We start from the raw sequence: 12679 nt of genomic DNA, 5'->3' as shown, positions 1-12679 counted from the left end.
GGCTAGCGCACTGACGCGAAATCGGGGACATCGAAATCCGCGATCAGCGGCACGTGGTCGGAGGTCTTGTCGCCGGCGCGCTCAACCATGTCCACCTGCGCTCCTTCGACGAGGCGTGCGAGGGGTTCGCTGGCCAGCTGGAAATCGATCCGCATGCCCTCGTTCTTCTGGAAGCGCAGGGACTTGTAATCAAAGTAGGTCCAGCGATCTTCCTCGGTGAAGCGGCGGGTGACTTCCACCAGCCCGGCCTCTTCCAGCATCTGGAAGGCCGCGCGTTCCGGTTCGGTGACGTGCGTCTTGCCACGGAAGGGGGACATATCCCAGACGTCCTCATCCCACGGCGCAATGTTGAAGTCACCCGTGAGCAAGAGTTTCGACTGCGTCCGGTTCTCCGCATAGCGCGCCAAGGAGTAGAGGAAGTCCAGCTTGTAATCGAAGTGCCGGTCCGTGATTTCGCGCCCGTTGGGAACGTAGAGGGACCAAATTTCAATCCCGCGGACGCGGGCCGAGACCGCTCGGGCCTCGCGCGCTTGCTCCTTGGCGGGGTCCTTGTGGAAACCAGGCTGACCGGGGAAGAAGGTCTGGACCTCTTCCGGTTCTTCCTTGGACAGGATGGCCACGCCATTCCATTGGTTGAGACCGTGGCAGGTCACGTGGTAGCCGACCTCCTCGAAAGGCTCGCGTGGGAACTTCGCATCCGCCACCTTGGTTTCTTGCAGGCAGAGCACGTCGATGTCGTGCTTGGCCAGAAGATCTACCGCGCGCTGAGCGCGGGTGCGAACGGAGTTGATGTTCCAGGTAGCGATGCGCATGTGGTTTAGGGTACTTGAGTCAGGCGGCGGGCGTAACGGTGGCGGTGTTGCTCTAGGAAGCCGAGCTTCTCATAGAGCCGAATTCCCGCCGTATTATGCGCTACGACCTGCAGGTAGGCCTTCTCCGCGCCGTGGGCCTTGCCCCAGGCCAGCATGTGCGCGCCCAAGGCGGTGCCCAAACCTTTGCGGCGCCAACCTTCGGCCACTTCCACGGCGGAGTAACCCAGCCACACGGTGCCGTCACCGGATTCAGTGAGCGTGCCGCGCGTAATAGCGATGGTCTCACCAGCAGGGGAGAGGAGACGCCCAAAGCCCATCGTTCCCTCGATGTGGCTGCGCAGGTACTCCAGGGCTAGAGGTGGCAAAGCTTGGCCGCGGAAGTGGTAGAGATCGAGCCATTCGGAATCGGGCTGCGCATCGATGCGGAAGGTGACCTCTTCCGGTTCTGGCAGATCCTCCAAATCGCGCACCATCACCAGGATCTCCGGCTCGAGCTCCCAGGCTTCAGGCTCGGCAGCCACGAGCTTCTCAGCAGGCTTGCCGATGCGCTCCGGGATGGCCAAGCACACCGGAAGATCGTGGCGCTCATAAAACGCTTCGATCTCCTCCATTGGCACCGGCAGGAATCCCGCGGAAGGGCCGAGCGGCACCGCCGAATTTGAGCGGCCCGTCACGCCATCACCCGCGCGCATGAGCCACTGGCCATCCGAGGTCCACTTGTGTTCCTTGCCCGGGAAGGCCGCCGCGGTGGCCACTTCGACGGCGCGGATATCGGAGTTGCGGACCGTGCGTGGGGAGAGGCGCTTAATAATCTTGAGCTGCTCTGGCGGGATCTCCACTGCGTCGAGCGAAGAGGGGTAGCCGCCGACTTCCTGCGGGCGGATGACCAGCGGTTCCAGGCTGAGCACGTGGCCAATCACGTCGCTGTGCACGCCGCCGAAATCGCGCCGGGCCACCACGCGTTCGCCCACTTGGACGGAATCGGAGCGGAAGATGCGGGACATTAGTCCTCGTGTCCGAAGGGGTCTTCGTCCTCGCCCGGCAGCCAGGTGAGGCCGGCCTCGGTCCAGCCGTTGCGCTTAATGGCTTTCTTGGCCTGGCGCTTGTAGCGGCCGGTGAGCACGTCGGTGTAGACGAAGCCGTCGAGGTGGCCGGTCTCGTGCTGCAGCATACGCGCGAAGAAACCATAACCTTCGATGGAGATGTCCTCGCCCTTTTCATTCTTGCCGGTCACACGCGCCCAGTCGGCGCGGCCGGTGGGGAAGCCCTCGCCGGGGACAGAGAGGCAGCCTTCGTCCTCGGAGCCGTCATCAGCCGGCATGGTCTCCGGGATCTCGGAGGTTTCCAGCACCGGGTTGATCACGCAGCCGCGGCGCATGCCGCCTTCGGGAAGCTCGGTGCCATCTGGCCCGTCGGTGTCGGGGCAGTGGTAGACAAAGAGGCGCTTGTTCACGCCGATCTGGTTGGCGGCTAGACCGACCCCGTGCGCGGCGTCCATGGTTTCGTGCATGTCCGCGATGAGCTCCTGCAGCTCGGGGGAATCGATGGGCTCGGTGACCGGCTCGGTGGGATTGTGGAGGACCGGGTCGCCGTGGATAACGATGGGACGAATAGTCATGGCATACAGTCTAAGCATGCATTCCCTGTCAGACCTAGACGCCGCGATTTTGGAGTTCGAGTCCCACGCCCCGCGCGATATCGGAGCCAAGGAGGAGGCCATCCGTGCGCAGCTGGACATTACTCCGGTGCGCTATCACCAACGCCTCAACGTGCTCCTTGATAACCCCGCCGCGCATGCTTCCTACCCGCTGTTGGTGACACGTTTGCGCCGGCTTCGCGACGCCCGCGAGGACGTCCGGCGCGCCGCACGCGACAATACGCCGGACTAAGGCCCATAGATACTAGAGTGACCAATGTGACTAATGTGAATCCGGAAAACTCTGCCTCGTCCGCTGACCGCGCGCGCCACGCCGCCGATTCTGATTCGGCTGCCGCCGCCCCGGCCTCCGCTAGCAAGCTCCCGCTGCGTGGTGTCGCCATGGTGCTCATCGCCGTGGCCGTCATGCTCGGCATGTGGGCTCTCTACGCCATGACCTCGGATGGTTCCGAGGACACCGCGCAGGACGCGCCGGCCAACGACGCCGCCGTCTCCGGTCCCGCCACCGGTGGAGCTGAAGGCGATGTTGCCACCGGAGGTGCGGAGGGCGAAGCCGATAAGAACAAGGATGCCGCCGAGAACGAGCGCCCGGCTGATGCCGACGCTGACTCGGAGAACGCCGACCAGGCCGGCGCCGAGCGCAAGGAGAGCCGCGAAGGGAACGCTGAGGCGGGCGCCGCCGCAGGCAACGCTGACCGCCCGCAGGCGGAGATCCCCGTCAACGTCTTCAACAACTCCGGCCGTGCTAACTACGCGGCTGACGAGGCAGAGCGCCTCAAGACCGAGAAATTCAAGGTCGCCGAGGTAGGAAACATCAGCGATGATGTCCTCGTCGCGCCGAAGACCACCATCTTCTTCCCACAGGGTGATGCCGCGGCCGAGAACCTGGCCAAGGAAGTCGCCGCCCAGTACTACGGCGGCAACGTTCCGGCGGAAGCCATCGCGCCATACCCGGCCGAGCTGACCGGGGAATACACCAAGGGCGATGCCGTCGTCGTCGTCCTCGCCGTTCCCCAAGCCTAGGGAATAAAAACTTATTAAATTCACCCTGTTGGTGGATAGGATGAATGGGTGAATATTCCGGAAGAGAACTTCGCCCGTTCACCCGAGCCCACCCTGGGCGTGGAATGGGAAGTCGCCCTCGTTGACCCAGTGACCTGGGACCTCGTGCCGCGTGGTGCGGAGCTCATTGACCGCGTACACGCCGCTCACCCCGACACCCACTTGGAAAAGGAATTCCTCCAGAACACCGTGGAGCTGGTGACCGGGGTGTGCCGGACGGTGCCGGAGGCGATGGGGGACCTTGAGGCGTCGCTAAGCGCAGTGCGTGAAGCGGCCAATTCCATGGACGTGCGTCTGTGGGCCTCGGGCGGGCACCCTTTCACGGACTTCCGGAAGAACCCCGTCTCCGCGAAGGAGAGCTACTCCGAAATCATCAACCGCACCCAGTACTGGGGCCAGCAAATGCTACTGTGGGGCACACACGTGCACGTCGGCATCAGCCATGAGGACCGCGTGTGGCCCATCATCAATGCGCTGATGACGAAGTACCCCCACCTGCTGGCCATTTCTGCCTGCTCGCCGGGGTGGGAGGGGCTCGATACTGGTTACGCCTCCAACCGCACGATGCTCTACCAACAGCTGCCCACCGCCGGCATGCCCTACCAGTTTGAAAACTGGGAGCAGTGGAAGTCCTATATGCGGGACCAGGCTATTTCGGGAGTCATCAACCACACTGGCTCGATGCACTTCGATGTCCGCCCGGCCTCGAAGTGGGGAACGGTGGAGGTGCGCATTTCCGACGCCGCCTCCAACCTTCGCGAGCTCTCCGCCATCGTGGCGCTCACGCACTGCCTGGTGGTGCACTATGACCGCATGATCGATGCGGGCGAGCAGCTGCCAACCCTCCAGCCGTGGCACGCGGCAGAGAATAAGTGGCGCGGTGCGCGCTATGGCATGGACGCGCTGGTCATTACCTCGCGCGAAACCGATGAGCGTTGGATCAAGGATGAGCTGGCGGATCTGTTGGTGGAGCTGGCCCCGCTCTCGGAAGAGCTGGGCTGTGCCCGGGAGCTGCAGCTGGTGCAGGAGATCATCGATTCCGGGGCAGGCTATGAGCGCCAGCGCCGCTTGTATGAGGAGACCGGCAGCTGGCAGAAGGTGGTCAAGGCCACCGCGGATGAGATGGAGCAGCTTTTGCGGCTTTAGAGTGAGTACCGAACGATCAAATATGGCCCGGAAACTGATGGTTTTCAGGGCCTTAATTGATCGAAACGTACTTTGGGGAAGCTGTCTCGCCTCGACGAGGCCGTTTCGATCAAATAGTGCGCTAAAACAGGCGGGTTTTGCCCCCTTATTTGATCGAAACGCCCCCTAGCTCTTCTCCACCGCGCGCTTACGCGGCGCGACGAAGCCCCACACTGCGTAGACGGCGATGAAGGCGATGCAAGACAGCGTCCACAGCGAGGTCGCCCACGGCTGGAAGGATTCGATCGCGTCGAGGTTGGCCGTGGACATGGTGAACCAGACCGGCACCGACATGAAGGGCAGCGACACCACGAACAGGGCCGCCACGGAGGCAAGACCGGCGAGCTGCTCGCCGAACTTACCGGACAGCCGTGCAGTTAGCGCCTGGTTGACGGATACGAAGACCATGACCACAAACGGGATGGTCCACACGAAGTGGTGGTACCACGAGAAGGGGGAGACCAAGCACGTACTGAGCCCAGTCAGTGCGAAGGCCGCGGTACGGTTGCCACGCAGGTATGCGGTGCGCAGCGCCAAGCAGGTAAGCGCGAAGACCGCGATGACCGCCAGCAGCCACCAGATGCCGCCATCGATGCCGAGCTCGCGGAACATAAGCGAGCGCAGCGACTTCGCCCCGGGGTTGGCGTGCTCACCCACGCGGGAAGAATTGAACATGGCATCGGTCCAGAAATCCATCGCATCGGGCACGAAGAGGAAGCCGAGTACCACGGTCACCAAGAAGGTGATGACCGCTCCCAGGGCGGCCCACCAGCGCTTCTCAAAGAGCAAAGCCAAACCCATATAAGCCGGGGTCAGCTTGATGCCCGCAGCTAAGCCAATTCCCACGCCCGGCAGGCGGCGCTTGAGCGGCAGGAAATCCAAAGCCACGAGCAGCATCAAGAAGACATTGACCTGCCCGTAGTAGAGCGAACCGTGCATCGCTTCATTCGCTGGAGTGAGCGCGGTAAGCAGCACCGCGACGAGTACCGCGGCTGGGGTCATCTTCACGTCCCGCTCGCGGAAGATCATGACGACGATCGCCAGCACTGCCAGGAACATGAGCGAGGGCCAGATAATGGTCAGCGCACCCTTGCTGAAGAAGGGCAAAACCTTGAACAGCAGACCCGCGAAGGGCGGGTAGGTGAAGGGGAATTGGAAGATATAGGGGGCGTCGTAAAGCAGGCCGCCCGCGTTGAGGTCTTCGCCCGCCATGCGGTAGATGGCGAGGTCGAAGGGGAGGATATAGGTGAAGGAGTGGGGTCCATCGAAGTGGCTGAACTTGTACACCATCACAGCGATACCCATTGCGAGGACAGCGCATATTGTTGGTACGCCTTGCAGCTTCTTCACGTCGACTCTCCTCGGATGAGCACCTATTATTGCCTTTTGCAGCCTATATTAACGCTCCCTCTTTTCCTGGGAGAAGGGGCCCGTGTCCCTACTTTCGGCGCATGGAACGCGCGGCAGGGGCCTCATTGCGCAGCATTGACTCCGGCGGGCCGTACAGGCCCTCACGGCGGGCGATACGCGTGGTTCTTTGTGCGGTCACCGGGCTGGTGATCATGGCAAAGAGGACTAGAAGGATGAGGATTCCCAGGTCACCCTTTTCTGCCACGCTGAAATACTCCGAGCCCGTTACCTTGATGATGGCGCCCAGAATGGTGAAGATGAGGCCAGTGGTTTGGGGTTTGGCGATGGCATGCACGCGCGCCATCGTGTCCCCAAAACGTGCCACTCCAATCGCGGCCGCCAAGATGAGTATCGAGCCGACAAGGATGAGGATGATGGAGAGGACATCGGCAATCAGTGCATAACTCATGAATCCCTCTTCCTGAAGCGAGTAACGGAAACCGTAGAGATGAAGCCGAGGAGAGCCACGACCAGCATCGCGTTGGAGACTGTGGTGTCCAAGGTCCAACAGATATAGGTGGCCAGGGCGCATTGGAACATGGCCACCAGCCCGTCCATGGCGATGAGCCGGTCGAGCGAGTTGGGGCCGATGACGATGCGCCACGTGGTGATGAGGAAGGCCACCACGAGGAAGCCCGCGGCCACGGTGAGCAGGATGTTATACACGTCAGTATCCATCAGGGGTGGCTCCTTTCGAAGATGGCAATCATATCGGCCTCCAGCTTGCGCACCGCCGCGATCTCACGCTCCAGGTGGGCTTCAGAATCGGCGTCGAGCAGGTGGATGGTGAGCATGCGGTTGGCAATGTCGATATCGGACACGGTGCCGCCCGGCTGCAGGTTGTACAGGCTGACCGCCAGCGCCAGAACGAACTCATTCTCCAAGCGCATCGGGAGCCTGACAATCGCCGTCTTGGGCACCTCCTGCGGGCGCACCGCCAGCCAGCCCACCTTGACGGAAGCTTCCATCAGCTCCACAAACCACTGCACCATGAAGATGAAAAGCTTTCCCCAGCTCACCGAAATCCCCGCCACGGGCATCGCCGGCAGTGGCAGCGCGAAGACGATGAACAGGCTGGCAAGCAGCCCACCTACCAGGTTCGCCACGGTGACTTCGCCCATGAGCATGCACCACATGACGATGATCCACACCATGAACCAGGGGCGGAAGCGGTGCTTAAGCCCGGCAAATCTCATCGCGATACCTCCTTTTCATCTTTGCTCACGGTGGTGGGCAGGGCGGGCGTAGCGCTTGGCGACGTCTTCGTTGTCGGTGCCACCGGCTCCGGATCCGGGATGGGCTCGCTCCGGTTCTTGCGAGAATCCGCGCCCTCCTCGTAGCGCTCAGCGGGGTCTAGGTGGCGCGTCGGGTCCTCGGCAGAATCACCCAGCACGGCATAGCGGTAGATGGAGTCATCCTGCGCCGAGGTGGCCGCGCGGGTGGTCACCCCGGAGATGGGTCCCGCCAGGAAGGACATCGACACCGAAGCGATGACGAGTAGGGAAGTGGAGGCCAGCATGCCGAAGGGCACGCGGCCGACGTCATCGCGCTCTTCCAGCTCAACGTATTCGGTGACCTCGCCCAGCGGGGAAGGACGCACCATGGCGAGGTTGCCCTCGGGTGCGTCGCCGCGGTCACGCAGGAAACCCTTGGCCCAGACGAGGACCATGACGTACAGAGTGAGCAGCGAGGTGACCACCGCGCCGCCGATGAGGACCCACGACATCCACGATCCCTCGTTCGCGCCCGCCTGGAGCAGCATGATCTTGCCCAGGAAGCCGGAGAAGGGCGGGATGCCACCCAGATTCATGGCCGGGATGAAGTACAAAATAGCGATGAGCGGTGCGGTGTAGATCAGCGAGCCCAAGCGCCGCAGCGAAGAGGTGCCGGCTTGACGCTCGATGAGGCCCACCACCAGGAAGAGCGCGGTCTGCACCAGAATGTGGTGCACAGCGTAGAAGATGGCGCCTGACAAGCCCTGCGCGGTTCCGAGGGCAACGCCGAAGATCATATAACCGATGTGGCTGACCAGCGTGAAGGACAGTAATCGTTTGATATCCGATTGGGCGATGGCACCCAAAATACCCACGAGCATCGTGGCCAGCGCGACCCACATGAGCAGGTTATCTAACCCACCAGCGGTGAAGATGGAGGTGCGCGCGCGGATGATGGCGTAGACACCGACCTTGGTGAGCAGGCCCGCGAAGACTGCGGTGACCAGCGAAGGTGCGGTGGGGTAGGAGTCCGGCAGCCAGGCGTCCAGCGGGAAGACGGCCGCCTTAATGCCGAAGGCAATGAGCAGTACGGCGAACACTGCGGAGCGCGTGCCCGCCGGGATATCTTCCATGCGGATACCAATTTGGGCCATGTTCATCGTGCCCACCGCGGCGTAGATATAAGCCAAGGCCAGCACGAAGATGAGCGAGGAGGCCATGGAGACCATGACATATCCCACGCCCGCACGCACGCGCGCAGGCGAGGCGCCGAGGGTCAGCAGCACATACGAGGCCACGAGGAAGATTTCGAAGCCCACGTAGAGGTTGAACAAATCACCGGCCAGGAAGGACACGTTTACGCCCATGGTCAGCAACATGTAGGTGGGCAGGAAGACCGCCACCGGCTCGTCCTTGGTGCCGTCGCGCACGCCCTGGGAAATGGCGTACCACATCACGGAGAACAGGACGACGGAGGAGGTAAAGAGCATGACCGTGGACAAACGGTCCGCCACCAGCGTGATGCCCACCGGCGCGTCCCAGCCGCCCACCTGCACGGTCTGAATGCCGGTGGTATCCGCGATGAAAATCAACGCGGCGTTCACCGTGGCGAGCGTGAGCAGGGAGAAGAAGGCGATGCGACGTTGCGCATGGGCATTGCGCGCAAAGAGCATCGCCAGCGCGGCGGCCAAAGCCGGGATGATGATCGGCAGGGGGATCAGGTAGCTGATATACGGCAGCAACAGATCCACCAGGGGCGAGATGGTCTCACTCATCGGTGGCCTCCTTCACGGGAGCCTCGAAGAACTCGGGGCCAAACTTATCGCCTTCCTTGGTGTTGCGGCCGGTGGTCGGGTCATTGGAAGCATCGTGGTCCGGGGCAGCCGAGCCATTGCCCGGGCGCGAGGCCATCGCCGCGATGGCGGTGTCCTCGGTGTCGTCCTCAATCACGTCCGCCGTGCGGTAACGGTACTGGCGGTAGGCCAACGTGAGAATGAAGCCGGTCAGCGCCATCGAAATGACGATGGCCGTGAGGATCATCGCCTGAGCCAGCGGATCGGCGATTTCCTCGCCATAGGGCAGGGAAGTCCGGCCGTCGATTGGCGGCGAGCCAGCCTTACCGCCGGCCATGAGCATGAAGAGGTTCGCACCATTGCCCAGCAACAAGATGCCGAGCAGCATCTTGGTCATGGCGCGGTCTAGCAACAAGTACACCCCGGCGCCGCAGAGTACGCCCGCAGCGAGTAGGAGCATGAGGTTGGCATCCATTAGGCGCGTCCTTTCTCTGCAGTGGCAGTGGTTTCTTTCTCGTTCGCCCGGCGTGCCAGGGAGCGGGCGCGGTCGCGGGCGCGTTGCTTACGCATCTCTTCTTCCTCATCGAGCTTGGCGCCCAAGGAGGACAGGACGTAGAGCGTGAGGCCGACGACGATGAGGTAGACGCCGGCGTCGAAAATCAGCGCCGAAGGCAGGGATACATCACCGATGAGCGGCACGCCGACCTTCGTGTACCCGGTGGTCAGGGGCGGATAGCCCAAGAGCATCGGGGTGATAACTGCGCTGAGGGAAAGAAGCAGACCCACCGCCATGGTGCGGCCGCCGTCGAGAGGCAGCGCCTCATCGAGCTCTTCGCGCCCGCCCGCCAGGTAGCGCAGAATCAGCGCCAAGGCCGCCACGAGGCCGCCGGCAAAACCGCCGCCGGGGGCGTTGTGGCCGCCGAAGAAGAAGTACAGGGAGAGCACCATCATCGAGGGGAAGAGGATGTGGGTGCTCACGTCCACCATGAGCGAGCGGTTGAGCGCCTTCTCTGATTCCACGCCCGCGGCCAGCCAGCGGCGGCCGGTGACCTGCAAGGTCGGGCGGCGGGAGGAGCGGGTGAAACTCTGCGTGCGGTAGATCAGCGAGGCGATACCCGTCGCCGCGATGATGAGCACCGTGATTTCGCCGAAGGTATCCCACGCGCGCAGGTCCACGAGCAAGACGTTGACCGTGTTGGCGCCGTGGCCGATCTCCTTGGCCAATTCCGGCATGTACTGCGAGATGGGTTCCTCGCGCCGGGCGTTGATGGCGAACATGCCCACCACAGTGACGGCCAGGCCCACGCCCACCGCCAGCCACGCGCGCAGGCGGCCGGATTTGGGGTCCTGCTTCCACTCGGTATTCGCCGGCATGCGGCGCAGCACGAGCATGAAGAGCACCATAATGATGGTCTCCACGAGGAGCTGCGTCAGCGCCAAGTCCGGCGCGCCGTGAAGCGCAAAGATGAAGGACAAGGCGTAGCCCGTCGCGCCCACCAGGATGACGCCGGAGAGGCGGTTATCCAGCACCGTGGCGGCGATGGCGGCGATGATGATGACCACCGCTGCGATGGCCTGCCAGGGGTTCTCGGCCACGATCATGTGCACGTTGGTGAGGTCGCCGCGGATGAGCATGACGATGGGCAGCACCATGAGGGTGGCAAAGATGACCGTGAGGTTGAACTGCAGCGAACCGCGCTGCGTGGAAGCGGTGATGCGCAGGGAGAGTTGGCGCAGGGCGTTGATGACGGCGTCGTAGGAGTCATCGGCCGAGCCCAAGGCCGGGTAGGTGAACTGGGCCTTCGTGAGGGCTTGGCGCTGCCAGTGCAGGAGAGAACCGGCGACGATGATGACCACGGAGAGCAGCAACGGGATGGTGAAGCCATGCCATAGCGCTAGTTCGGACGCGTGCTTCGCGCCAAAGGTGTTGTCCAGGTGCTGCGTGATGCCGTGGGACAAAGGCAGCGGCAGCAGACCAAAGAAGATGGTCAGCAGAGTCAGCACCGTCGGCGGGATCCACAGGAAGGGGCCGATGTGGTGCATATTCGCTACCGCTTCAGAGGGCTCCTCCTGCCCCTTCGAGGAGAACGCGCCCCAGAGGAAGCGCAGCGCATAGGCCATGGTCAGCGCGGAGCCGACGACGACCGTCACGAGCAGCATGTTGCGCGGCATGCCGACCAAGAGCTCCTCGTGCATGATCGCCTCGAGCGTGGCCTCCTTGGACACGAAGCCCAGCAGCGGCGGGATACCGGCCATAGACATCGCGGGGAGGATGGCCAGGATGTACAGCGCGGGTTTCTTCTTGCCCAGGCCCGCAAGCTTGTCGATGTCCCGGGTTCCCGTCGAATGGTCGATAGCGCCGACGATCATGAAGAGCGCGGCCTTGAAGAGGGAGTGCGCGAAGGTCAGCGCCAGCCCTGCCTGCATGGTCTCGCGGGATCCGATGGCGATGATGGCGGTGATAAAGCCTAGCTGCGAGACGGTACCGTAGGCCAGAACCAGCTTCAGGTCGCGCTGCTTGAGCGCCATCCAGCCACCGAGCAACATGGTGAAAGCACCAAGGGGGATGACCACGAGGTGCCAGGTAGAAATGTCATGCACCGAGGGGGCAAGGCGCGCGACGAGGTAGATGCCGGCCTTCACCATCGCCGCGGAGTGCAGGTAGGCCGAGACTGGGGTCGGCGCGGCCATGGCGCCGGGCAGCCAGAAGTGGGCCGGGGCGATGGCGGACTTGGAGAGCGCACCGCAGAGAATCAGCACGATGGCCACGGTGAGGTAGGGGGTGTTGGCGAGGTCTTCGGTGGCGGCGATACCGCTGAAAGACCACGCGCCGGTCTGGCGGCCGAGGAGGGTGATACCCACCAACATGGCGAGGCCGCCCAGAACGGTCACCATGAGGGCCTGCTGCGCTGATCGACGCGACGAGGCACGCTCGCCGTAGTAGCTCACCAAGAGGAAAGACAGCAGGGAGGTGATTTCCCAGAAGACGTAGAGCAGCAGGAAATTATCGGAAATCACCAGGCCATACATGGCCGTGGCAAAGCCCACCATCTGGCCACCGAAGAGGGCGAGGCGCCGCCGGGAATGGTCGAAATAGCCCCAGCAATAAAGCAAGACCAGCGCGCCTACTCCCAGGATGATGAGGCTGAATAACGCGGAAAGCGCGTCCATGCGGAAGCTGATGTTCAGGTGTGCCGCCGGCATCCAGTTGAGGTCATAAGCCAGCTGGTTGCCGTTGCGTAGCGTGCCAGTGGTGAGCTGCTGGAGTACCCAGAAGAAGCCGACCGCGGGCGCGATTGCCAAAAGCCCGAAGGCGCGGCGGCCAAGGTAGAAAATGAGGAATGGGGCAGCAATGGTGGCGATGACCAAAGCGCAAAAGAGGGTGAGCACGAGGTTGCAGTGGCGTCCTTTCCTTGTCGGGGGACTGGGCTAAACCCACCGCACTGGCGGGCGTTCACTAATGCTCACGATACAGTCTGAAATCCCAATTTTCACATTTTCGTTTCATACAGTTATAAATGCGTCTCCTGTTGGCGTTCCGCCACG

General features: G+C 62.8%; 13 protein-coding genes. 3 read left to right on the top strand and 10 right to left on the bottom strand.

All coding sequences use genetic code 11. The annotated features are described in order from the left end of the window. Positions 1 to 2: 2 nt before the first annotated feature. From HMPREF2537_RS00530 to HMPREF2537_RS00520, 3 genes are read right to left on the bottom strand one after another with little or no spacing between them, the layout of a single operon-like run. Positions 3 to 812, bottom strand: a complete 810-nt coding sequence (locus HMPREF2537_RS00530) for an exodeoxyribonuclease III (protein ID WP_010188756.1) — start codon at positions 810 to 812, stop codon at positions 3 to 5. A gap of 5 nt (positions 813 to 817) precedes the next feature. Further along, positions 818 to 1816, bottom strand: coding sequence for an N-acetylglutamate synthase, CG3035 family (locus HMPREF2537_RS00525; protein WP_070524680.1), 999 nt, complete (start codon positions 1814 to 1816; stop codon positions 818 to 820). Further along, a complete protein-coding gene (locus HMPREF2537_RS00520) occupies positions 1816 to 2430 on the bottom strand; it encodes a peptide deformylase (protein WP_010188758.1) in 615 nt (204 codons plus the stop codon). The genes HMPREF2537_RS00525 and HMPREF2537_RS00520 overlap by 1 nt, the downstream gene beginning before the upstream one ends. 16 nt (positions 2431 to 2446) lie before the next feature. Between HMPREF2537_RS00520 and HMPREF2537_RS00515 the strand changes: the two genes are divergently transcribed. The 3 genes from HMPREF2537_RS00515 to HMPREF2537_RS00505 are packed head-to-tail and all read left to right on the top strand — an operon-like array spanning position 2447 to position 4677. After that, entirely contained in the window at positions 2447 to 2701 is a 255-nt protein-coding gene (locus tag HMPREF2537_RS00515) for a DUF3263 domain-containing protein (protein WP_010188760.1), read from the top strand. Positions 2702 to 2727: 26 nt separating this feature from the next. Continuing rightward, positions 2728 to 3492, top strand: a complete 765-nt coding sequence (locus HMPREF2537_RS00510) for a LytR C-terminal domain-containing protein (protein ID WP_083298932.1) — start codon at positions 2728 to 2730, stop codon at positions 3490 to 3492. A 48-nt stretch (positions 3493 to 3540) separates the two neighbouring features. Next, complete coding sequence (locus HMPREF2537_RS00505) at positions 3541 to 4677, top strand: glutamate--cysteine ligase (protein WP_070524679.1); 1137 nt, start codon at positions 3541 to 3543, stop codon at positions 4675 to 4677. Between the two features lie 165 nt (positions 4678 to 4842). Here the strand turns inward: HMPREF2537_RS00505 and HMPREF2537_RS00500 are convergent, their stop codons facing one another. The 7 genes from HMPREF2537_RS00500 to HMPREF2537_RS00470 all read right to left on the bottom strand — a co-directional run bounded on the left by HMPREF2537_RS00500 (position 4843) and on the right by HMPREF2537_RS00470 (position 12523). Further along, complete coding sequence (locus HMPREF2537_RS00500; protein ID WP_070524677.1) at positions 4843 to 6066, bottom strand: glycosyltransferase 87 family protein; 1224 nt, start codon at positions 6064 to 6066, stop codon at positions 4843 to 4845. Positions 6067 to 6154: 88 nt separating this feature from the next. Then, on the bottom strand, positions 6155 to 6535 hold the full coding sequence (locus HMPREF2537_RS00495; protein WP_070524675.1) for a monovalent cation/H(+) antiporter subunit G: 381 nt from the start codon (positions 6533 to 6535) through the stop codon (positions 6155 to 6157). Continuing rightward, positions 6532 to 6804, bottom strand: coding sequence for a monovalent cation/H+ antiporter complex subunit F (locus HMPREF2537_RS00490; protein ID WP_010188770.1), 273 nt, complete (start codon positions 6802 to 6804; stop codon positions 6532 to 6534). The genes HMPREF2537_RS00495 and HMPREF2537_RS00490 overlap by 4 nt, the downstream gene beginning before the upstream one ends. Next, a complete protein-coding gene (locus HMPREF2537_RS00485; RefSeq protein WP_070524673.1) occupies positions 6804 to 7322 on the bottom strand; it encodes a Na+/H+ antiporter subunit E in 519 nt (172 codons plus the stop codon). The genes HMPREF2537_RS00490 and HMPREF2537_RS00485 overlap by 1 nt, the downstream gene beginning before the upstream one ends. Further along, on the bottom strand, positions 7319 to 9115 hold the full coding sequence (locus HMPREF2537_RS00480; protein ID WP_070524671.1) for a Na+/H+ antiporter subunit D: 1797 nt from the start codon (positions 9113 to 9115) through the stop codon (positions 7319 to 7321). The genes HMPREF2537_RS00485 and HMPREF2537_RS00480 overlap by 4 nt, the downstream gene beginning before the upstream one ends. Further along, positions 9108 to 9608, bottom strand: a complete 501-nt coding sequence (locus HMPREF2537_RS00475) for a Na(+)/H(+) antiporter subunit C (RefSeq protein WP_070524670.1) — start codon at positions 9606 to 9608, stop codon at positions 9108 to 9110. Before HMPREF2537_RS00475 ends, HMPREF2537_RS00480 begins: the two co-directional genes overlap by 8 nt. Beyond that, positions 9608 to 12523, bottom strand: a complete 2916-nt coding sequence (locus HMPREF2537_RS00470) for a Na+/H+ antiporter subunit A (protein WP_070524668.1) — start codon at positions 12521 to 12523, stop codon at positions 9608 to 9610. Before HMPREF2537_RS00470 ends, HMPREF2537_RS00475 begins: the two co-directional genes overlap by 1 nt. Positions 12524 to 12679: the final 156 nt, after the last annotated feature.

The organism is Corynebacterium sp. HMSC074E01, from assembly GCF_001808885.1.
Lineage (GTDB): Bacteria > Actinomycetota > Actinomycetes > Mycobacteriales > Mycobacteriaceae > Corynebacterium.
Note: the sequence above shows the minus strand (reverse complement) of the source record. Positions and strands in the feature narration are given on the sequence as shown.